The organism is Trichococcus alkaliphilus (assembly GCF_003008695.1).
Lineage (GTDB): Bacteria > Bacillota > Bacilli > Lactobacillales > Aerococcaceae > Trichococcus > Trichococcus alkaliphilus.
Genome location: NZ_PXZT01000012.1, coordinates 1 through 21,424, shown reverse-complemented (window position 1 = coordinate 21,424; position 21,424 = coordinate 1). Strand labels below are relative to the sequence as shown.

General features: G+C 47.5%; 18 protein-coding genes. 8 read left to right on the top strand and 10 right to left on the bottom strand.

The annotated features are described in order from the left end of the window. The first annotated feature begins 197 nt into the window (after positions 1-197). Entirely contained in the window at positions 198-962 is a 765-nt protein-coding gene (locus C7R73_RS10080; RefSeq protein ID WP_161525925.1) for a DUF6612 family protein, read from the top strand. A 123-nt stretch (positions 963-1,085) separates the two neighbouring features. Here C7R73_RS10080 and C7R73_RS10075 read toward each other — a convergent pair whose 3' ends face one another. From C7R73_RS10075 to nrdD, 4 genes are all read right to left on the bottom strand, one after another. Beyond that, positions 1,086-2,009, bottom strand: coding sequence for an aldo/keto reductase (locus C7R73_RS10075; RefSeq protein ID WP_106450397.1), 924 nt, complete (start codon positions 2,007-2,009; stop codon positions 1,086-1,088). A 330-nt stretch (positions 2,010-2,339) separates the two neighbouring features. Beyond that, positions 2,340-3,272 (bottom strand): nuclease-related domain-containing protein, encoded by a 933-nt coding sequence (locus tag C7R73_RS10070; RefSeq protein ID WP_161525924.1) that lies wholly within the window; start codon positions 3,270-3,272, stop codon positions 2,340-2,342. Positions 3,273-3,647: 375 nt separating this feature from the next. Continuing rightward, positions 3,648-4,208, bottom strand: a complete 561-nt coding sequence (gene nrdG / locus C7R73_RS10065) for an anaerobic ribonucleoside-triphosphate reductase activating protein (protein ID WP_106450395.1) — start codon at positions 4,206-4,208, stop codon at positions 3,648-3,650. A gap of 23 nt (positions 4,209-4,231) precedes the next feature. Then, positions 4,232-6,454 carry an anaerobic ribonucleoside-triphosphate reductase gene (nrdD, locus tag C7R73_RS10060; protein ID WP_106450394.1) on the bottom strand — a complete coding sequence of 741 codons (2,223 nt, stop codon included), beginning with the start codon at positions 6,452-6,454 and terminating at the stop codon, positions 4,232-4,234. 576 nt (positions 6,455-7,030) lie between these two features. Here nrdD and C7R73_RS10055 point away from each other — a divergent pair. The 4 genes from C7R73_RS10055 (at position 7,031) to C7R73_RS13745 (ending at position 10,279) form a co-directional block, all read left to right on the top strand. Beyond that, the gene (locus C7R73_RS10055; protein ID WP_153060389.1) at positions 7,031-7,390 is read left to right on the top strand and encodes a hypothetical protein; all 360 of its coding nucleotides are present in this window, start codon (positions 7,031-7,033) and stop codon (positions 7,388-7,390) included. A gap of 400 nt (positions 7,391-7,790) precedes the next feature. After that, the gene (locus C7R73_RS10050; RefSeq protein WP_106450392.1) at positions 7,791-9,464 is read left to right on the top strand and encodes an ammonium transporter; all 1,674 of its coding nucleotides are present in this window, start codon (positions 7,791-7,793) and stop codon (positions 9,462-9,464) included. Between the two features lie 169 nt (positions 9,465-9,633). Further along, positions 9,634-10,113 carry a GNAT family N-acetyltransferase gene (locus C7R73_RS10045; RefSeq protein ID WP_106450391.1) on the top strand — a complete coding sequence of 160 codons (480 nt, stop codon included), beginning with the start codon at positions 9,634-9,636 and terminating at the stop codon, positions 10,111-10,113. Then, positions 10,106-10,279, top strand: coding sequence for a hypothetical protein (locus tag C7R73_RS13745; RefSeq protein ID WP_157080403.1), 174 nt, complete (start codon positions 10,106-10,108; stop codon positions 10,277-10,279). Before C7R73_RS10045 ends, C7R73_RS13745 begins: the two co-directional genes overlap by 8 nt. A 72-nt stretch (positions 10,280-10,351) precedes the next feature. Here the strand turns inward: C7R73_RS13745 and C7R73_RS10040 are convergent, their stop codons facing one another. The 6 genes from C7R73_RS10040 to C7R73_RS10015 form a co-directional block, all read right to left on the bottom strand. Continuing rightward, a complete protein-coding gene (locus C7R73_RS10040; protein WP_106450390.1) occupies positions 10,352-11,173 on the bottom strand; it encodes an ABC transporter permease subunit in 822 nt (273 codons plus the stop codon). Continuing rightward, positions 11,166-12,056, bottom strand: a complete 891-nt coding sequence (locus C7R73_RS10035) for an ABC transporter ATP-binding protein (protein ID WP_106450389.1) — start codon at positions 12,054-12,056, stop codon at positions 11,166-11,168. The genes C7R73_RS10040 and C7R73_RS10035 overlap by 8 nt, the downstream gene beginning before the upstream one ends. Positions 12,057-12,197: 141 nt before the next feature. Next, complete coding sequence (glnA, locus tag C7R73_RS10030; protein ID WP_414718269.1) at positions 12,198-13,538, bottom strand: type I glutamate--ammonia ligase; 1,341 nt, start codon at positions 13,536-13,538, stop codon at positions 12,198-12,200. 40 nt (positions 13,539-13,578) lie between these two features. Further along, positions 13,579-13,968, bottom strand: coding sequence for a MerR family transcriptional regulator (locus C7R73_RS10025; protein ID WP_086628750.1), 390 nt, complete (start codon positions 13,966-13,968; stop codon positions 13,579-13,581). Positions 13,969-14,384: 416 nt separating this feature from the next. After that, positions 14,385-16,379, bottom strand: a complete 1,995-nt coding sequence (locus C7R73_RS10020; protein WP_106450461.1) for a KUP/HAK/KT family potassium transporter — start codon at positions 16,377-16,379, stop codon at positions 14,385-14,387. A gap of 198 nt (positions 16,380-16,577) precedes the next feature. Then, on the bottom strand, positions 16,578-18,032 hold the full coding sequence (locus tag C7R73_RS10015) for an amidase (protein WP_106450388.1): 1,455 nt from the start codon (positions 18,030-18,032) through the stop codon (positions 16,578-16,580). 254 nt (positions 18,033-18,286) lie between these two features. On the opposite strand from C7R73_RS10015, the gene C7R73_RS10010 reads away from it, so the two are divergent. The 3 genes from C7R73_RS10010 to C7R73_RS10000 all read left to right on the top strand — a co-directional run bounded on the left by C7R73_RS10010 (position 18,287) and on the right by C7R73_RS10000 (position 21,415). Then, positions 18,287-19,159 carry a cation diffusion facilitator family transporter gene (locus C7R73_RS10010; RefSeq protein WP_106450460.1) on the top strand — a complete coding sequence of 291 codons (873 nt, stop codon included), beginning with the start codon at positions 18,287-18,289 and terminating at the stop codon, positions 19,157-19,159. Positions 19,160-19,299: 140 nt separating this feature from the next. Beyond that, positions 19,300-20,640 carry an APC family permease gene (locus C7R73_RS10005; RefSeq protein ID WP_106450387.1) on the top strand — a complete coding sequence of 447 codons (1,341 nt, stop codon included), beginning with the start codon at positions 19,300-19,302 and terminating at the stop codon, positions 20,638-20,640. Positions 20,641-20,722: 82 nt separating this feature from the next. Next, entirely contained in the window at positions 20,723-21,415 is a 693-nt protein-coding gene (locus C7R73_RS10000) for a helix-turn-helix domain-containing protein (RefSeq protein ID WP_106450386.1), read from the top strand. Positions 21,416-21,424: the final 9 nt, after the last annotated feature.

Below are 21,424 nucleotides of genomic sequence, written 5' to 3'. Positions count from 1 at the left end.
TGTTGCTCTCATTATAGAATGGTCTCCTTGCTATAGCAAACCCGCGTTTTTCTCTGTGGCTCACTTCCCATATGAAATTCAACCCTTTCGTAATCCCAGATTCTCTTGTACAATGAGAAAAGATTGCCCGAATCGGGCAGATCCCCAACAAACTGACTAATCCCATAACCTTTACTATAGATTTGGAGGCACCACCCTTGAAAAAAATCATCCTTTCTGCGCTACTGCTCCTTCCGCTCTTCCTGCTTTCCGCCTGCGCGACTGCGCTACCTGGGGAAGAAGTCATGCAGAACCTGATCAACCGTTCTGCCGACCTTGAAAGCTATCACCAATACGTCTCGTTAACCACAACGACCACAAAAGAAGACCTGAATGGAGCTACAGCGGTGAACGAGCAGTACACAACCGCTGATGCGACGCTGTTCCCAGAAGAAAAGACCGGTTATGGAAAGCGGATTGACAAAAACAGCGACTATCCCGCAACAAAATCCGAGTTCTATGTGACGCCTGAAGTGGGTTACATCCGGACCGACGATGGCGATTGGACCGCTTATGCCACGCCCGATGTCCCGCTCGCAAGTCTGCAGGTTTATCCGCTGGAGACGTTTATCGAACTGAGCCAAATCATTGAAGAATACGGCACCCTCGAACTGGAAGGGGATGAGTATTTGCTCAGCTTTTCCGGCAGCGATGATGCGCTGAACAAAGAAATAAACTACCTGTTCCAGACCCTGCCATCCGAGCAGACCGATTACGAGATCGCTATCCGTCTGGATGCCGAAACCTTCTATATGACAGCATTCTCCTATCTTTCCACGGTCACGCACACTGATCAAAAAACCATTGCTACAACGGAACTGACGGGCGAGTTCGATCTGTACGATCAAGCGCAAAAATTGAAGACTGTTCCCGACTTCGATCCAGCCGATACGACTGCCGAAACAGCGGATTCTTCTTTTTGATCAAAAATTACATTCGACCATGATACAGTCTGTTGCTCCTCGTACTGCTCATTTAAAGAAAAAAGACCAAGACTCCATTTGGAATCTCGGTCTTTTTTCATTACAAAATAGCGTGCTTTTTGTTTAAGGTAACTTTTTGCCTGCAGCCTTGTAGAGCTCATACCACTCGGTGCGGCTCAGCTCCACATCGGAAGCTTTACAGATGGCCGCGATGCGCTCCGGATTCATGCTGCCGACAATCGGCTGCATTTTGGCAGGGTGACGCAGCAACCAAGCGATTGCGATCGCTTCACGGGATACGCCCTTGTCATCCGCCATCGCTTCGATTTTTTCATTCAACTCCACATAATCGGGATGATCGAAGAACAGCCCCTTTTTCCCGTTTCCGACTTGGAAAGGCGACCATGGTTGGATCGTCATGTCCGTGATGCGGCTATACTCCAAAACGGAACCGTCATGCACGAACGATGGACTGTTCATCATATTCACGTTGAAGCCTGCATCGATCATCGGTGCATGCGTCAGGCTGAGCTGCAATTGGTTGATCAATAATGGCTGCGTGACGACTTTCTTCAGTAATTCGACTTGCATCGGATTTTGGTTGCTGACGCCGAAGTGGCGCACTTTCCCTGATTTGTGCAACTCATCAAAGGCTTCCGCAACTTCCTCCGGTTCCATCAAAGTATCCGGCCGGTGCAAAAGCAAAGCATCCACATAATCGGTCTGCAGGCGTTTCAGGCTGCCTTCCACCGAAGCGATGATATGTTCTTTGGAGAAATCGAACATGACACCCGGTATAATGCCACACTTCGTCTGCAGCATCACGCTGTCCCTCGCGATGCCGAGTTCCTTGAAGGCTTTTCCGAAAATTTCCTCCGAAGTCCCTCTGCCGTAAATATCTGCGTGATCGAAATAGTCGATCCCGTTGTCCACTGCCGTGCGGATGACCGCTGTCGCTTCTTCATGCGTCAAAGCGTTCATACGCATGATGCCGAGCGAAATTTCTGATGCGAAAAGACCTGAATTGCCGATGTTTATTTTTTTCAATTGTCATACCAGCTTTCATTTCGGATTTTCTTGAAAACGTTTCAATAAATTCAGTATAGCATTTTTGATGGCCATTCGTGAACTGAAGCGCATCAAAAAAGTCTACCGGATATCCCGGATAACCCCAGTGAGCTTAATTTTCCGGTGAGAGCTGCCTCACCGGGTTTCCGGCCGGCTCCGGGGTGCTGGTTCCCGGCGAGGGCCGCTTCACAGGGTATTCGGTCGGCCACAGGGCGCTATTTCCCGGTGAAGACCACCTCACCGGGTTTTCGGTCGTCCGCGGTGTGCTGGTTCCCGGCCAGCACCAGCTGGGATCAGGACTCCAGAATTTCAGATATAATAGCGGCCATGCGCATTTCCTTTAGGCTGATAGCTTTCTCTGAGAATCCGATATATGCGGTCCTTATCGCCTGAACCGCACCAATCCAGCATGCGATTGGTAGTCAATTTTTCATCAGGGAACAAGAGACGAAAATCCTCAATGTTTTTTTTGATTGCTTTTTTGACATTCATTCTTTCACCACATGTCTGACACTTTATGAAGTGTCCATGGAAAGCTTCCGCAACAGTCCCGCATGCCGGACAACCAATCCCTTTACGCAGGTCTTCATAGCAATATACTGGTTTCATGTGCGGTGGATAATCCGGATTATGCAACTGCAGCAATCGCTCAGCTAACCGTCGCTGTTCAAAAGATGGTGCCTCTTTCATTTGCAAACTTCGAAAATGAAGGGGAACCTGACTAGGCAAAAGATAATTCCCATCACCTTTCGCCTCCAACAAAGTGAATTCGGGATTGATATAGACAACATACGCCTCCACCTTCATTTGACACGACAGGGACTGAAGCAGCAATTCCAATTTCACTTTAGTCCGCTGCAATTGTACCCATGGATTTTCCAGATATACACCGGTTGATTTAAGTAATTTATCATCCGCCCATGTATGAACTCCCTCGTAATTCTTAACTTCATACAGTCGTATTTTGTCAGTACAAATCAAAAGTGTATCGACTTGAAAAGAAGATTTTCTGAATTCCAACTGCAAATCATTCAGTACCAAGCAGTGCGAAGATAATGGTTCCGTAAGTCCATCTAACCCGTATTCCCCATCGAAACCTTTATCTAGATGAAGGTGGTAATAGTGGTCATCACTGCTCAGGATCATGCGATTGGACAGAACCTCATAGATGCGGAGAAGCTTTGGTTTCGTGCGTTCCTTGTATGCGATAGCGCTCACTCCATTATATTTATTTACTACCATAAACATACGTAATTTGTTGCCAATTGCGCTATAGGAGAAGATTTATTTCAATCTTTGTTCATTAATAGGCCAAAATACCTGGACTTAAAAATTCTTTGGGAGAAAAAATCCCGGCGAGGGCTGTCTCGCCGGGATTTCGATCGGCCGCGAGGCGCTGATTCCCGGCGAGAGTCGCCTCACCGGGTTTTCGGTCAGCTGCGGGCGCTGATTCCCGGCGAGGGTCGCCTCACCGGGTTTTGGCCACCTCCAGCCAGGCGCCATTCTGCCGTCACAATAAAAAAAGCTAGAACTTGCCCAGCCCCAAAGTTCAGTAATAAAACTGTCTTTGAATGCTGGCAATAAGTCCTAGCCAATTCTTGATTATTTCACGCTGTTTTATTCGTAGCCATTCGCCCAAGGGACTTTTTCGCCAGCCTCGAGCGATTTTTGCACATCGATGATGGTCTGGTTGGAGCTGCCACGGAATTTCAATGTCAGATCGCGTTTGGACAGCTCGAAGCGGCCATCGACAAGCACATCCATCAAGCGCAGCAATTTCTGCTTATCCTCGGATTCTGAAGCCAATTCGTCCCAGTAGTAACCGGTCCAGCCCCAGATGTCCTTGGTCCGGCCGAACTCTGCCCGGATCCGCTGCGCAAGCCGCAACGCGACCTTCGTGTTGAGGAACGGTTCGCCACCCAAAAGCGTCAAGCCTTGCACATAAGGCTGACGCAGATCGGCCATGATCTGTTCCTCCAACTCGTCGGTGTAGGCAATCCCGTAGTCGAAATTTTGGACTATCTTGTTGTAGCAGCCTTCGCAGGCGAACAGGCAGCCGCTGAGATAGATACTGCAGCGCACGCCTTCACCATCCACAAAGTTGAACGCTTTGTAGTCCGCCACATTGTCCTTGCTGTATGTTTCTGCCAACCATTCTTGCGGTTGCGGATTTTTCACTTTACATCACCTAACTGTTTTGATTACTGTTCTGACTTGCAATCCGCATGCAGATGTTTGACGCGTGCCGAAATTTCTTTATGGCGGCCACGCACCATCGGACGGATCTGTGGGTTGCCGAGATATCCGCACGTACGTTTTACGACGTCGCATGTCTGCGGATCGGTATTGCCGCATTCCGGGCATTGGAAACCGCGCTCGGTCGGATTGAAGTCCCCCTCGAAGCCGCACTCCAAGCAGTGGTCGATCGGCGTGTTCGTTCCCAAGTAGCCGACTTTGTCATAGGCGAAATCCCAGACTGTTTCCAGCGCTTTCGGATTTTGCTGCAGGTTCGGGTATTCGCAATAATGGATAAAGCCGCCTGAGCAATATTGCGGATATTCCATTTCGAAAGCGATCTTCTCGAAAGGATTCGGATTCTTGCGGACATCGTAATGGAAGCTGTTTGTGTAGTATTCCTTATCCGTGATATCGGAAATGATGCCGAATTTCTCTGTGTCCATGCTGCAGAAGCGATCTGTCAAACTTTCGCTCGGAGTCGAATAGACGCTGAAATGATAACCGTATTGGTTGCCCCAAGCATCCGTTTTTTCCTTCATCTTCTTAACGATGTCCAAAGTGAAAGCTTTTGCTTCCGGATTCGTTTCCCAATCTCCTCCGTAAAAGACCGTCGCCGCTTCATAAAGCCCGATGTAGCCCAAAGAGACGGTCGCGCGTTTGTTCTTGAATAATTCATCGACCTGATCCGTTTCGCCCAGACGTTTCCCGAAGGCCCCGTGCTGATACAGGATCGGTGCGTTCGTAGGCGTCGCTTCTTTCGTGCGCTCCACACGGTAAACGAGTGCATCCTTACAGATGGCCAAGCGTTCCTCGAAGATGTTCCAGAAAGCTTCCGGATTCCCTTCCGATTCCAAGGCGATTCTCGGGATGTTCAACGTCACGACCCCAAGATTCATCCTGCCGGAATTGACTTCGTTTCCGTTTTCGTCTTTCCATCCCTGCAGGAAGGAACGGCAACCCATCGGTGTCTTGAAACTGCCTGTCAATTCAACGATTTTATCGTACATCAGCACATCCGGATACATCCGTTTGGTGGCGCAAGTGATGGCCAATTGTTTGATGTCATAGTTTGGATCCTGTGTCTCCAAGTTCGTGCCTTTTTTCAAAGCGAAAATCAATTTCGGGAAGATCGCTGTCCGTCTTTCTTTGCCCAATCCTTTGATGCGCACTTGCAGGACGGCTTTTTGGATTTCGCGAGCAAACCAATCCGTCCCCAACCCGAATCCGAGTGTGGTGAATGGTGTTTGTCCGTTTGAGGTGTAGAGTGTGTTGATTTCGTACTCTAGGCTTTGCATAGCATCATAGATGTCTTTGCGGGTTTTTTCTTCAGCATAAGCGATTTGTTTCGCTTCGCCATCCACCCAAACTTTAGCCGTTTCCAGATGCTTCTCATAATTCAGGCGGGCGTATGGTGCCAGCACTTCGTCGACCCGGTCCGCGCTGCAGCCGCCGTATTGGCTGGAGGCGACATTCGCAAAAATCTGCGCCATTTGGGCAGTCGCTGTGTTGACCGAACGCGGGCTGTCCACTTCGGCGTTGCCGATTTTGAAGCCTTCACGGAGCATGTTCTGGAAATCAATCAGGACACAGTTCGTCATCGGCGAATACGGTTGGTAATCCAGGTCGTGGTAATGGATATCGCCTTTCATATGGGCGTTGGAAACATGTTTCGGCAGCATTCTCAGGCCGATCGCTTTCGCAGCCACCCCGGCCGTCAAGTCACGGATCGTATTGAAGACGCGGCTGTCCTTGTTGGCATTTTCGTTGACGATGCTCTGATCGGCATTCATCAGGCTTTGGATGCGCAACTCGATGTCCTGTTGTTGCAGCTTTTTGACTTTTTTCGTCAATTTGTAGGTATTGTAGGCTTCCGCTAACGGCAGATTTCCCATTTCGGCAAGCGTCGCTTCAACTTGATCATGGATATCATCGGTCGAAACACTTTCCGTTTCTGACGCAATCAGTTTGTCTACGACCAATGCCACAACAGCATCCACATCGTAATCTGCAGCCGCTTCGTTCTGTTCAGACAAGAAACGCTCTGCTTTCTTGATCGCTTTGTATATTTTCTTGGCATGAAAAGGAACAACCCGTCCATCCGCCTTCAACACTTGGATATTCACCTCTGCGTCATCGACTTGAAGATTCGTGCTTTCATTCAAGAAATCCGTTGGTAATGAAGCCATATTTTTTCCCACTCCTTAGTTAAAAATTAACCGAACATGCAAAAAAAGCTAATATAAAGTAAGAGGTCGTTACAAAATGAGCAAGCTTTCCTTGCGGGACGCGCTTCTCAAGTTGGATGCCTCCACTTAAAGTAGTCTCTGTTTCGATTCACTGTATATACTATATATCATCCACACGCAAATTTCCACCACAATATATAGTGTTTCAAACCAAATTCCATCTAGAGAATGCAGACACATTTCGGTCTGTTGGTCAATAAGAAAATGCCCTGAAAATGAATTGTTTGCTGTTTCCTTATCAGACTCCCACTCACATAGGCAGAACGGAAACAATAACTAAACAAACCCAGCTAATCCGTTTTGCTTCCCGAACAATGACCCTAATATTAAAAAAAACGTTAAAAAACATATAAAGTACATAAAATCAATAGAAACTGCTGTACTTTGGAAAAAAAAGCGGTTATACTATGACTTGTCACAAATGTAAGCGATTCATTCTTTTTTTCGGATCCATTATCCGGTTTTATGCCGCAGGGATGTCAAAAGAATGAGCAGAGAAAAAGGGGGGAAATGCTAGTGTGGAAAAATAGAATGTTGCCTGAAATATCCAAAATTGCTAAATTTAGAATACCGGTCGGAGAAGACCTATTTTTGAGACAGTGCGCTTCTTGGCAAAACCTTTTCCATCTGCCTTCATCTTATCGCTACCCGACTGGAAGCATCCAGGGCTACATTACACGATTGAATTGGACCGATGAATTTATCATTCTTGAAAAAGAACATAATGAAGCATTCGAATATTTTATTGTCGATAGAAGAATTGAATCTGTAAAAGGCCCTTTTTCCATAGAAGGGTTCGAGAAGGCACTAAAAGAGGAAGCGATCGAGTTGCCATTGATTGAATTATCGGAAATGGACTGGATCATCAACTTTTAGAAGATACCGATAACAAATACAAAAAGCCGTAAGGAAAACATGTTCTGCATGCTTCCCTTACGGCTTTTTGCTGTGTATGTTCAAATTCCCCCCGATTATTCTCCCGGCCGGCTTGCGTCACCTCCTCTTTGTCACTCATTCTGACATCCGTCATATTCCCTACTCGCTCATGTCAGATTTATTTTAATCATATTGACCAAAAAAATACAATCGCATCCAACATTACTGCAATTTGATGAGATTCAACATTAAAACTCTCATCTATTTCACATTTTAAAGCTTGCAAACGTTGATTTAAAAGCTTTGTCATATTATATAACATGGAGGGTAAGCAGGATATAGCCTCAATAAAATTATTTCTATAAACTAAGGCTATACTAAAACAAAAGGAGGAATTATTATGTTTTCATCAGTAGATACATTATGGACCTTAGTGGGAACGGTATTGGTATTCTTTATGCAAGCCGGTTTCGCGATGGTTGAGACGGGATTCACTCGCGCCAAGAACGCGGCGAACATCATCATGAAAAACCTTATGGACTTTGTGCTCGGATCGTTGGGATTCTTTCTCATCGGATACAGCATCATGTTCGGTGATGATATCGCCGGCATCATCGGAACCCCTGGCCTATTCATGGATGGACTTGATTCCACCATTCCCGGATCCGTTCACTTCATGTTCCAGAACGTTTTTGCGGCAACTGCTGCCACTATCGTATCCGGTTCTGTTGCGGAACGTACAAAATTCAGCTCTTATCTCGTGTATTCTTTCATCATCTCCTTAATCATCTATCCGATCTCGGGTCACTGGATCTGGGGCGGCGGATGGTTAGCTCAAATGGGCTTCATTGATTTTGCCGGATCCACTGCCGTTCATATGGTCGGAGGCATATCTGCTATCGTCGGTGCTGCTATCGTCGGACCGCGTATCGGAAAATATAAAGATGGCAAAGCACAAGTCATTCCTGGACATAACCTGACGATCGGCGCTCTTGGCGTATTCATCCTTTGGTTCGCTTGGTTCGGATTCAACGGTGCTTCAACCGTATCTGCCACCGGCGACGAAACGCTTGCCTTAATCGGTACTATCTTCTTGAATACAAATCTATCTGCTGTTTCCGCTACCCTCGCCACTCTTTTATTCACTTGGGCAAAATATGGTAAACCTGACGTGTCCATGACGCTGAACGGTTCGTTGGCTGGGCTTGTTGCCGTAACTGCAGGCTGTGCGGTCGTATCACCTTTCGGCGCTATAGCAATCGGAACCATCGCTGGGTTTGCCATTGTTCTCGCTGTTGAATTCGTCGATCAAAAAGTGAAGATCGATGATCCCGTCGGCGCTTTCAGTGTCCACGGCGTGAATGGTGCCTTAGGAACAATCTTAGTCGGTATTTTCGCAACAGATGGCGGTCTATTGTATGGCGGCGGGTTCAACCTACTGGGAATCCAAACTTTGGGTGTAGCTTCTGTAGCAGCCTACACAGCCGGTTCCATGTATATAGTCTTCAAGGTCATCCAAAAGACGATGGGTCTCCGTGTTACTGCTGAAGAAGAAATCGTCGGTATGGACGTCGCTGAGCATGGCTTGACTTCAAGCTACCATGATTTTGTCGCAACGACCGCATTCGAAGATTATGTGACGGACGCCAAACAAACAGTCCCTGCCGTCCAAGAAGTGGATCTGAGTAAAGTTGGAGCTTTCAAATTGGCTGATTCAGGCTTCACGATGAACAAAGTGGAAATCATTGCCAATCCTGATAAACTGGAGCGGCTGAAAGCTGAATTGAACGCTATCGGCGTAACCGGCATGACGGTCACATCCGTCCATGGTTACGGGCTGCAAAAAGGACAGCAAACCTTCTATCGTGGTGCGAAAGCTGAGGGCAATCTTTTACCGAAAATCCGCATCGAAACGATCATCAGTGAGGTGCCTGTCGAAGAAGTCATCCGTGCTGCCCGCCGAGCATTGTACACTGGGCATGTAGGTGACGGTAAAGTCTTCGTTTCCCCGGTTGCCGATGCCTTCCGTATCAGCAACAGCGATTCAGGCCCTGCAGCCCTGAAATATTATTAAACCAAACGACAAACAACAAATGAAGCCCAGGAGCCGTCTCTATAAGAGAAAGCTCCTGGGCTTTATTTATTTGGAGCAAGCTATTTCCCGGTTTTTTGTTTGCCTGCGCTTTGCTATAATAAGGACTATGATGGTGGTTTTCCACCAATCGATGAGGAGGAAAATATACATGTGGGTCATCAAGCCTTTTGAAGAAATGACGGCGAGGGAATTGCACCTAGTCTACAAAGAACGAACCGCCGTTTTCGTTGTGGAGCAGAATTGCCCCTATCAAGAGGTGGACGACACTGACCTCGTCAGCATCCACTTCTGGAAGCAGGCGGAAGATCGGCTACTGGCCTACGCAAGGCTAATTCCGGAACTGGATAATGTGCGCATCGGACGCGTTCTTGTCCCTCAAGGCGAACGCACCCATGGCTATGGCCAAGAATTGATGCAGGTCGTGCTGGAATATGCAAAGACGCATTTCCCTGGACTTCCAATCCACGCGCAAGCGCAAGCCTATCTGCAGGATTTTTATGCCTCTTTCGGATTTCGGCCCGTATCGGATATCTACCTGGAGGATGATATCCCGCACATCGATATGATCATTGATTCGCAGAACAGCCCAACGGAAAACATAAACCAACAGGAGGAACACCGTGAATAAATATCTTACAGCCAGCATACTAGGCATCATCAGCATCGGAATCAACGTCTGGATCATGTATCAGACACGCTACGACAAAGGCCTGAACCCGATCACAAAGAAAAACTTGGAGAAATTATCCTACGCACTGATCGTCGCCGCAGTAATGTTCATGACATTCGGTTAACCCAAAATAAAAAAGCCCACCGCGGGCTTTTTTATTTTGGCAAAGTCGGTACTCTCTAAACGACCTATAACGCTATACCTGGATCCGCAGATCTTTTCTGCTGTAGATCAGATAGCTCAAACCCAATACCAGCAAGCTTCCGATGATGCAGATGACCATGTACTCCCAGGAAATCCCATCTTCCAGCAAGGCCGCTGGATGTGCGTATTCGATCGGCGACAAAACACGCAGGAATTCATAGTCCTCAACCATCTTCGACACAAGGCCAATCATGTACGTACCGAACACCAGCAACAACGCGACTCCGCTTGTTGAACGGCTGCTCGCGATGAATGTCGAGAAAAGGAACCCGATCGAATAAAAGAACAATAATACCAACGACTCCGCGCCAAAAATCAGCGTGATATCCTTTATGATTTCCACAAAATCAGCCCCATCCTCCTTAAACAGATAGATGAACACCAAGGCAGCTCCGTACAGGACGACCCAAAAGATCATAAGCAACACTAAGTTAGCGATGTATTTACTTGTGACGATAGCTTTTCTGCTGATCGGCTGTGCATACAGATACTCGATCGTGCCGTTCGTCTCTTCCTTGATCAACGCTTGCGCCCCTTTCATCGTTGCAAAAATGCAGGCGGCCAAAAAAAGATACTGAAAAATATAAGCAAAAAATCCGGTAGCCTGCAATAAGCTCGCTCCATTCGTGAGCGAAAAGGCCTCCAGCATCTCTGGCGGCATCGCATCGAGCTTGGTCGTCAAGATATCCTCCATCCCTTGATTAGCCATGACGGGAAACATAGCCATCATCATCCCCATAATCAGGACCATAAAGAACAGCCATACGAATAACCCGCCGCGTTCTTGTTTCCACTCCAATCGGATACTATTCATGGGATTCACCTCCACCGTATAGGGTCATGAATTTTTCCTCCAGATTCTGATTGCGGATTTCGATATCCTCCAAATCCAGAGGTGCCATATCGGCCAGGATTTGTTTCACGTTGTCCTTGTACAACAACGAAACGACCCGGTCTGTCCTGGAAAGAACACGGTACCCTTTGGATTCGAAATCCTCCGTTCCGATGGCTGAACCGGTTAGCGTCACCACTTTTCCTGGTTGATAACCGGATGCCATATCTTCCACGGAAATGATTTTCCCCTCACGGATGAAGGCAGTACGCGTGCAGAATGCTTCCACTTCCGGAAGGTTATGCGTAGAAATGAATATGGTCGCGCCTTCCTTGTTGTGGTAGTTCAGCTCTTCAAACAAACGATGCTGCATCAAAGGATCCAGCCCATTCGTAGGTTCGTCAAGTATCAAAAGTTCCGGATTGAAGATCAGGCTGTTCACGATCGCAACTTTTTTCCGATTCCCCAACGACAGGTCCTTCATTTTCTTTTTCGGCTCCAACGCGAAGCGTTCCACGTAATAAGCCATCATTTCCTTTATGTTCTGGATATGGTGGAATTTTCCCGTCATCATCAGGATTTCTTCCACGGTCAGGTTGCTGTAGTAATGCACATCGCTCGGAACATACCCGATGATGCGTTTCAGGCTCTCGGAGTCTTTCTGGGCATCCAGTCCGAAAATTCTGGCACTCCCCTTGCTAGGCTTGATGAAATCAAGCAATAGCTTGATGGTTGTTGACTTCCCGGCTCCGTTCGGCCCGATGAACCCGAATCGTTCGCCTTGTTCCACTGTGAGGCGGACATTGTCCAAAGCTGCACGCTTGCGGTAAATTTTGGTCAAACCTTCCATTTCGATTGCTTCCAAGGTAACCCCTCCTCTGAAAAACTTTACATATATCCATTATACGTTTTCTCGGCTGAAGTTTACAGCAACAGCACGTTTATTCTTCTCTGAACGAGACAAAAGACCGAGACAAATTTGTCTCGGCCTTTTGCGTTAGTCCTCTTAGTACATGTTCAAGTATTGTTCTCTTTCCCACTCTGTTACTTGTTGGATGTAAGACATTACTTCGATTTCTTTTGATTCGATGAAGTTGTTGCTGATGTGGTCGCCTAATGCGCCAACCAATAATGGATTTTTAGATAACTCTTCAAGAGCTTCTTGCAATGTTGTAGGCAAGTCCAAAATTCCGTTTTCGTAACGGTCTTCAGCTGACATTTGGTAGATGTTGCGGTCGATTGGAGCTGGAGCTTCCAATTTGTTCTTCACGCCGTCAAGACCTGCAGCCAATAATGTAGCTAAAGCCAAGTATGGGTTAGCAGCTGGATCAACGCTACGTAATTCAACACGAGTGGACATGCCGCGTGATTCTGGGATACGGATCAGCGGTGAACGGTTTCTTCCGCTCCATGCGATGTATACAGGCGCTTCATAGCCAGGAACCAAACGTTTGTAAGAGTTAACGATTGGGTTGCAGACAGCTGTAAAGCCGCGAGCGTGTTTGATCAGACCAGCGATGAATTGGTAAGCTGTTTCGCTTAATTGACGATCATCGTTTTTGTCGTAGAAAGCATTGCCGTTTTCGTTGAATAAAGACATGTTGAAGTGCATTCCGGAACCGTTGATTCCGAATACTGGTTTAGGCATGAATGTTGCATGCAAGCCATGTTTGCGGGCTACAGTCTTAACGATCAGTTTGAACGTTTGGATGTTGTCGCAAGCTTCAACAGCATTTGCATATTTCCAGTCGATTTCGTGTTGTCCCGGTGCAACTTCGTGGTGGCTTGCTTCGATTTCGAAACCTAAAGCTTCTAATTCCAAAACAATGTCACGACGGCAGTTTTCGCCTAAGTCAGTAGGAGCCAAGTCGAAGTATCCACCTTGGTCGTTCAAGTTAAGGGTAGGGTTGCCTTTTTCATCCAATTTGAACAGGAAGAATTCAGGTTCAGGTCCTAAGTTGAATTCAGTGAAGCCTAATTCTTTCATTTCTTTAAGAGCGCGCTTCAAGTTGCTGCGTGGGTCTCCAGCAAATGGTTCGCCGCTTGGTTGGTAGATATCACAGATCAGACGTGCAACTTTGCCTTGTTCAGTGCCCCATGGGAATACTAACCATGTATCCAAATCTGGGTACAAGTACATATCACTTTCTTCAATACGTACAAAACCTTCGATGGAAGAACCGTCGAACATCATTTTGTTGTCTAATACTTTTTCTAACTGGCTGATAGGAACTTCCACGTTTTTGATTGTTCCTAAGATGTCAGTGAACATTAAGCGTAGGTAACGGACGTTATCATTCTTTGCTGATGCGATGATTTCTTCTCTAGTAAATTTTGGCATTTGTATTCCCTCTCCTTGACTATGCTTTGTGTATTTTTTTGTTTTTTTATAATCTTCCCCAAGGTTTACTTGAATCCCCAGGGTTAAATCCACTTGCGTTAAGAATTTCTTTGTAGAGGATGCGACGGACATCTTCGTCTGTCAAGTTTTTGTGCTTGTTTTCAAGCTCCTCTTCTTGCTGCTTCTTCAGTCTTTCGGTACTGTACATCCGTTTGATTGCAGTGATGTTCAACCCTTCAGCCAAATAGTCTTTGACTTCCAGCAAACGATCGACGTCGTTCAATGAAAACATTCGGCGATTGGTGTCTGTCCGCTTAGGATGAACGAGGTCTTGCTCTTCGTAATAGCGGATCTGTCTTGCTGTCAGATCCGTCAGCTGCATGACCGTTCCGATGGTAAAAACAGCCATCGAACGTCGTAGCTCTTTTTCTTTCATACCAACCCCTCCATCGAAGCTTCTGAGTTGAGTGAACCACAGATGTATACTTTTTCTTCAGGAGTTAGCGCCTGTTGAGAAAAAGGTAATTCTTTTCAGCAATTAATCGTATTTCCTAGCAATTAATTGAGTGATTTAATACAACAAGAATACTCCAAATTCTCATACAAGTCAATGCTACCTTAACATCGTTTGTGACATTTCCTTACATATACATAAACCCTTGTCAGAATAACATTTGAAAGGCATTTCATCTCCCCTTGATAGGCCAATTTCCTCGCATGGAAATAAAAAAAGGGACCTTTAATGAAAAAAATATTAAAAAAAAATGTGAGTCAAGAGACTCCAATAAAAAGAGGCCGGAACATAAGTCCCGACCTCCAGCCTGTTATTATTTATCGTTCCCCGCCATAATCCTAATCCACTCGGGTAAGCCGGCTGGCCTCCCTTGCCTTCAGGAACAGGGGAACCTGTTCAATGACCAGGTTTGTGTTTTCCAACCCAAACCATCTTGCGGGAGATCCTGTCCACGCCTTGATGTTATATTTCAAACTCAAGATGAAGCGGCTGAAAACAGAAAGATCGCTTTCTGGCGAAATGGCCTTGCGGACCAACACAAAGCAGAAGTCGCCGATTTCTTTATCATGATAGATTGTGTACGTCTGCTTTTGGGGTTTGATTCTTCCCTCTTCCATCATTTCCTGGATGATTTGGCGCAAGTATACATTGATCCGTTGCTCAATCTTGAAACCCAAACGCAACTGCACTTTGAAGCAGAAGTCTGTGCCGTAATCCTCCACTTTGTATTCCTGCGTATACGGTTCATCGGTGACGGCTACGTTGATGAACCAATACACGTCCGCACGCTTCGGCCGCTTATCCAATATAGAGTAGAGAATGTCGCGATCAACCGAGCCCGCATTTTGATTGCTTGTCAGGAAGACCAGGTTATTCGCATACACAGGCAACGAATCATCTTCCTTCAGTTTTTTGAACTGCCCTATGAAATCGGTCATCGGGTATTCCAATCGCTGTAATGATTCAATCTTACTCCCTTTATGCCAGACGAACATGATGGCGAAAAGAATGGTGCCCATAAGGATCGCAACATAGCCGCCATGGAAGAATTTGGTTGCGCTGGAGATAAAGAAGGTCGCCTCCAATGTGCCGAAGAACACGAACATGATCAGAGAAACGATGATATTGAAATTCTTTATGCGCAGAAATTCAAACATCAGCATCGTCGTCATCAGCATGGTGATGGTGATCGCCAGACCGTAGGCAGCTTCCATCCGGATCGATGTCTTGAAGTAAAAGACAACCCCCATACATGACAACCAAAGGATGTTGTTCACCAAAGGGATGTACATTTGGCCCTTAGTTTGGGAAGGGTATTGGATCTTCAGATGCGGCAACAGATTCAGGCTGATCGCCTCCGAAACAAGCGTATAGGACCCGGTAATGAGCGCTTGCGAAGCGATGATCGCGGCTAAGGTACTCAACAGAACCGCAAAAAATCGCAAACTGCCCGGCAACATTTCAAAAAATGGATTGAAGTCCTCGATATGGTAAAGCGCTGTGTTCGATTTCGCCTGCATCAACCAAGCCCCTTGTCCGAAATAATTCAGCAACAAAGCCGCTTTGACAAAAGGCCAACTGCCATAGATATTCTTCTTGCCGACATGCCCCATATCCGAGTACAAGGCTTCCGCACCGGTCGTAGCCAAGAAAATGCTGCCCAAAATCATAAATCCGGCATTGTTCTGTTCGCTCAGGAGCAGTTCGATACCGCGCATAGGATTGAATGCAAGCAGTACAGTCGGATTGCTGAGCACTTGCCATAGCCCCAATCCGCCGATAAAGGCAAACCAAAAAGCCATGATAGGCCCAAAAGCTTTCCCTATCGTTTTCGTTCCGAGCCGTTGGATCATGAACAAGGCCGAGATGATCGTCATCGTGATGGCCAGTATTTTCCCTTGCCCCTCACCTAGGAACCCCTCGAAGAACGGGATGCTGCGCAACCCTTCGACAGCCGTCGTGACCGTTACGGCTGGGGTCAAAATACCGTCGGCCAACAAAGCCGCACCGCCCACCATAGCCGGGACAATCAGCCATTTTGCGCGTTTATGCACAAGTGTATAAAGCGAAAATATTCCGCCTTCTCCATGGTTATCGGCCTGCATCGCGATCAGCACATACTTGATCGAGGTCAGCAGCGTGACCGTCCACACCACCAAGGACAGCGCACCAATTATAAATGAATCCGACAATGATGCAAGCCCGCCGTTACCGGCCACAATAGCTTTCATGACATAGAGCGGTGAGGTCCCGATATCCCCATAAACGACGCCCAATGCCACAACAACCGCAGCCATGCTCAGGGGAATCTGCGGATGCTTTTCTTTCTGCATTTCCAATCTATTTCTCCTCCAATATCCTAGACATCTTTTCTATTTGAAAACTACCTAATTATAGTCTTTTTTAAGGGCCAGTCAAGAGCCCGCAGAAAGATTAATTTGCAGAATTTATCGGCATGCTGTAGAGCGTTCCCATCCGGGAAATCCGACTGAAGACTTACTGTCTGGGATTGATGAAAAAAATGTCCCCGATCATATGAACAGCCCTTCCATTTCCAACACCGCGGCGATGTCCAACAGCCATGCTTCTTTCCCTTTTGGGGCCGTGAACTGCACCCCAAAAGGCAATCCGGCAGCCGTTCGGTACACCGGCAGGCTGATGGCAGGCTGCCCCGTCAAATTCGCTTGCTGCGTAAACGGGGTCACACCCAGACTCTCTTCAAACATGGTCCAAACGATCTCTTTCCTGTCCGCTGCCGACAGCAGATTCGCGTTGCGCATCCGCTCCTTCAGTTCTTCGCTTTGGAAAGAATGATCGATCAGAGGAGCGCACGCTGCTGTGGTCGGTTGTAGCAGCAGATCATAGGTTCCATGGAACTGATCCATCGTGGCCGCAGCTTGGTCCCAAAGTCCCAACGCCAAGGAGTAGTCGCCTCCGGAGATCGTCCGCCCGTACTGATAGAGGGACCACGAAACCAATTCCATGTCATCGGCCGTCAATGGGCGCCCCAGTTTCGTGGCAAACCCCCTCAGCATGGCATCCGTTTCGGCTCCATTCATTGCATAGTAGGCCTCCATCAAACGGATGCCGTCGATATTAGGCGTTTTTTCTTCCACCTCGTAGCCCAACTCTTCCAGCGCTGCCACGGTTTGGAGTACAGCCCGCTTTGCGTCCGCGCTGACGATGGATTTCACCGGCGATTCCAATGAATAGGCGATCCGGAACTTGCGCCGTTTTCCGGATTGATGTTCCTGGAAATGGCTACCGGGAAATAATGGTGTCTGGAACGGCGCTGCCGCTTGGACAGTCTGTAATGCGTCCAGCATCATCGCCGTATCCCTAACCGTCTTCGTCAAGGCGAAGCTGATTGATGCGCCTTGCCAGCCGCGGTAAGATCCCGGACCTACCGGTGTTCTTCCTCTTGTCGGTTTCAATCCCACCAAGCCTGTGAAGGAGGCCGGGATCCTGATTGAGCCGCCCCCATCGCTGGCGGTGGCGATGGCCACCATCTCCGACGCGACAGCCGCTGCCGCACCACCGCTGGAACCTCCTGGAGAATAGTCCCGATTGCAAGGGTTTCTGGCTGGCCCATGGATAACGGCATCCGTGATGTTCTTGAACCCGAATTCGGGTGTGCTCGTTTGACCGATGACGATGAAGCCGGCCTTCTCGATTGCTTCGACAAAATGACTGGTGCGAGGAGCGACATAATCCTTCAGCAACCGCGACCCTGATGTCGACGGCTCCCCGGCAAGGTCCTGACCCAGATCCTTGATCAGTATCGGCACGCCGCCGAATAAGGTGTTCCTGAAATCCCTGGCCCTGGCTTCATGCAGCGCTTTTTCCATCCGCGTATGCACAACAGCATTGCAGCGGGGATTTTCTTCTTCTATCTTTTTGAAGGCATCCGCAACCAATTCTTCCGGGGATACCTTTTTCATTTTTAAAAGTCCGGTGAAGTACAGGGCATCTTTCTGGCGATCCATAAAAAGCCTCCTTCTCAATTTCACATTTTCTTCAATTGTAGGTTGCCGGCCCCAAAAAGGCAACAATTTGCCGGTTGCGGGCATTCCCATTCCTAGTTCCGTCACTGTTCAGCAGGCTGACGACAATGTTTTTAAATCGTTTTTAATGACAACCAAACTGAAATATAGTAGAATCCTTCTATTGTACCAATTTTGGGAAATGTGCAAAAACAGACGGATTAGATGAGAATTCATAGGAAATGGAGCAGGACACGATGAACGAAAGATATAAGGACTTAAAATTGGCGGAACAGGGCGCACGACTCAGCATGGTTGCCTATGTCACTCTCTCTTTCGCAAAACTCTTCATCGGGAATGCCTTCGGATCGGCCGCGCTGAGTGCCGATGGACTGAACAATTTCACGGATGTCATTTCCACCGTCGCTGTCATGATCGGCTTGCGGATCGCCCGCCGTCCAGCTGACGAAGATCATCCTTATGGCCACTGGAAAGCGGAAACGATAGCGAGCCTCTCGACTTCCTTCATCATGCTTTTGGTCGGCCTGCAGGTGCTCTTCTCAAGCTTTTCGAAACTAACAGGCGGAGAGTTCACCACCCCTGATGTGCTGTCCGGCGTTACCGCCTTGATTGCCGGATTCATCATGATAGGAGTCTACATATTCAACAACCGCCTTGCAAACCGGATCAACAGCATTGGCTTGGCCGCTTCCGCCAAAGACAACCTGAGCGATGCCTTGACCAGCTTTGCCGCAGCGATCGCCATTTTTGGCTCCATTTTCGGGCTGTACTGGTTGGACGGTGTCATGGCTGTCATAGTGGGTATCGTCATCATCAAGACCGCGATTGATATCTTCCGCGAGAGTGCTTTCTCCCTGTCCGATGGTTTCGAAACGAATTATTTGGCTGAATACCGGCAAGCCATCCTCGACATTCCTGACGTCCAGCAAGTGACGACCATCGCTGCACGCAGCTACGGCGCAAATGTCTATGTTGATGTGACCATTCTGCTGGAAGCGGAGCTGACAGTGCTGCGCAGCCACGAAATCACGGAAGAGGTCGAGGAGCGCTTGCGTACGGCATTCAATGTTTTCGAAACAGATGTCCACGTAGAACCTCTGACGCACTGATGTTATAAGATTTATAGGCCGGACGTCATTTTGATGGTATAATAGCAGACGGATTTATACAGATTATTTTGGCGGACGTAGCTGTCATCAAGATCTGTCCGTCTTTTTTTTTGGAAAAAATACATCTATTGGGAGGATTTATGAAAGAAGAGAAACATTACGGCTTATTCACTGCAGTATCCATGATCGTCGGCATCTGCGTCGGATCAGGGATCTTTTTCAAAGCCGATGACATTTTGGGAGCGACCGGAGGAAACGTAGCACTAGGGATTTTGGTTTTCTGTATCGGCGCATTCAGCATCATTTTCGGAAGCATCACCTTGACGCAACTAGCTAACCGGACCGAAAGAACCGGCGGCGTCGTCGCTTATTTCGAGGAATTCATCTCCGATAAAGCAGCGAGCGCGTTCGGCTGGTTCCAATTGTTCGTTTACCTGCCGACGATCATCGTCGTAGTGAGTTGGGTATCCGGCATCTACACCTGCATGCTGTTGGGCTTGCCGAACACATTGGAAACACAGACACTGATCGGGACGGGCTACATGGCATTCTTCTTCTTATTGAATTATTTTTCGCTCAGATTGGGCGGCTATTTCCAGAACCTCGCCACCATCATGAAGCTGATTCCGCTGATTGCCGTCGCTATTGTCGGGATTTTTTGGAAACAACCGGCTCCGATCGTTCCTCCTGAATTGGCGGTTCCGATCACAAACGTAGGCTGGGGCTGGCTGGCTGCACTGGCGCCGATGGCCTTCTCCTACGATGGTTGGACAATCGCGACAAACATCACGCATGAAGTAAAGAATCCCAAACGGACGATGCCTTTAGCATTGACCATCGGACCATTGGTAGTGCTGGCCATCTATTTGACCTATTTCAGCGGCTTGGTCTCCATCGCCGGCTCCGAGTACATCTTGGCGGTGGGCGATGAGGCCACCACAACCATCGGCATTTCCTTGCTGGGAGAACGTGGCGGCAGCATCATTCTTTCCTTTGTATTGATCGCTATCCTGGGCGTAACGAACGGCGTAATCATGGGTATCCTGCGTTTGCCGCAAGCACTGGCAGAAAAAAACATGCTGCCGAACAGCGCTAAGGTAAAACAGATCGATCCAAAGAGCCAACTGTCCCCCGCAGCCGCACAAATTGCCTTTGCGGTATCCTTTGTGTGGATGTTGTTGCACTATTTGACCCAAAAATCCGGGATTCTGGGTGGCGGAGATGTCAGCGAAATCGCGATTGTCTTCAGTTATATGACTTATGTCATCCTTTATCTGAAAGTCATCAACATGAAAAAAGAAGGTGTCATCACCAGCTCTTTCTTCGGTTCGATCACCCCGGTATTCGCGATCATGGGCTCTGCCATCATTCTGATCGGCGGCATCGTGTCCAATCCGACTTATGTGCCGATTTTCATCCTGTTCTGCTTCGCGGTTTGCTTCATCGGCTATAAATACTACGAGAAAAAAATTACGGCATAATCAAAGAAGGGCTGTCTCCTTGTGATATGCTACCTCTATATAGGACATTGAATTATTTCAAGTCTTATATGGGGGTTTTTTTATGTCTAAAAGAGCTATGAAATTATCTGTCGAAAACAGAGTCCACATTGTCGAGCAATATGTGAGAAATGAAATCGGTATATCAAGGGCAGCACAGAACGCTGGAGTATCTCAAGAGACCATTCGCAATTGGATTAGACTTTATGAAAACGGCGGTCCATCGGCCCTTTTATCGGTAAAGAAGAACAGTCATTACTCCAAGGAGTTAAAGTTGGCAGCCGTCACGGACTATCTGAACGGCCTGGGCAGTATGATTGAAATCGCCAAAAAATATGGTTTGCGGAGCAAAACGCCACTGCAGAACTGGCTAAAGGATTATAATACTCATAAAGACTTCAAAACAACCAGTGGAGGAAGTACTATGAGCAAAGGTCGGATGACAACCGCAGATGAGCGTTTAAAAATCGTGTTGGACTGTTTAGAAAATGGGAAAGATTATGGTGCTATGGCTATAAAACACCACGTGTCCTATCAAAACATCTATCAATGGGTAAAGAGATATGAGGAATTAGGAGAAGCTGGGTTGGAAGACCGCCGTGGGCGCAGAAAAGGAACAATGCCCAGCCGGACTCCCGAGGAATCACTACAAGACGAATTAGCACGTTTAAAACGCGAAAACCAACGGCTACAAATGGAACTTGATGTAACAAAAAAATTCCAGGAATTAGAAAGGAGGAATCGTTGGCGGAAGTAAGAAAACAAG

Coding starts and splice junctions, on each gene's coding strand:
- C7R73_RS10070 (WP_161525924.1), bottom strand. CDS start 3,272: ATGGTAGTAAATAAATATAATGGAGTGAGCGCTATCGCATACAAGGAA.
- nrdD (WP_106450394.1), bottom strand. CDS start 6,454: ATGGCTTCATTACCAACGGATTTCTTGAATGAAAGCACGAATCTTCAA.
- C7R73_RS10050 (WP_106450392.1), top strand. CDS start 7,791: ATGTTTTCATCAGTAGATACATTATGGACCTTAGTGGGAACGGTATTG.
- C7R73_RS10045 (WP_106450391.1), top strand. CDS start 9,634: ATGTGGGTCATCAAGCCTTTTGAAGAAATGACGGCGAGGGAATTGCAC.
- C7R73_RS10040 (WP_106450390.1), bottom strand. CDS start 11,173: ATGAATAGTATCCGATTGGAGTGGAAACAAGAACGCGGCGGGTTATTC.
- C7R73_RS10025 (WP_086628750.1), bottom strand. CDS start 13,968: ATGAAAGAAAAAGAGCTACGACGTTCGATGGCTGTTTTTACCATCGGA.
- C7R73_RS10020 (WP_106450461.1), bottom strand. CDS start 16,379: ATGCAGAAAGAAAAGCATCCGCAGATTCCCCTGAGCATGGCTGCGGTT.
- C7R73_RS10015 (WP_106450388.1), bottom strand. CDS start 18,032: ATGGATCGCCAGAAAGATGCCCTGTACTTCACCGGACTTTTAAAAATG.
- C7R73_RS10010 (WP_106450460.1), top strand. CDS start 18,287: ATGAACGAAAGATATAAGGACTTAAAATTGGCGGAACAGGGCGCACGA.
- C7R73_RS10005 (WP_106450387.1), top strand. CDS start 19,300: ATGAAAGAAGAGAAACATTACGGCTTATTCACTGCAGTATCCATGATC.
- C7R73_RS10000 (WP_106450386.1), top strand. CDS start 20,723: ATGTCTAAAAGAGCTATGAAATTATCTGTCGAAAACAGAGTCCACATT.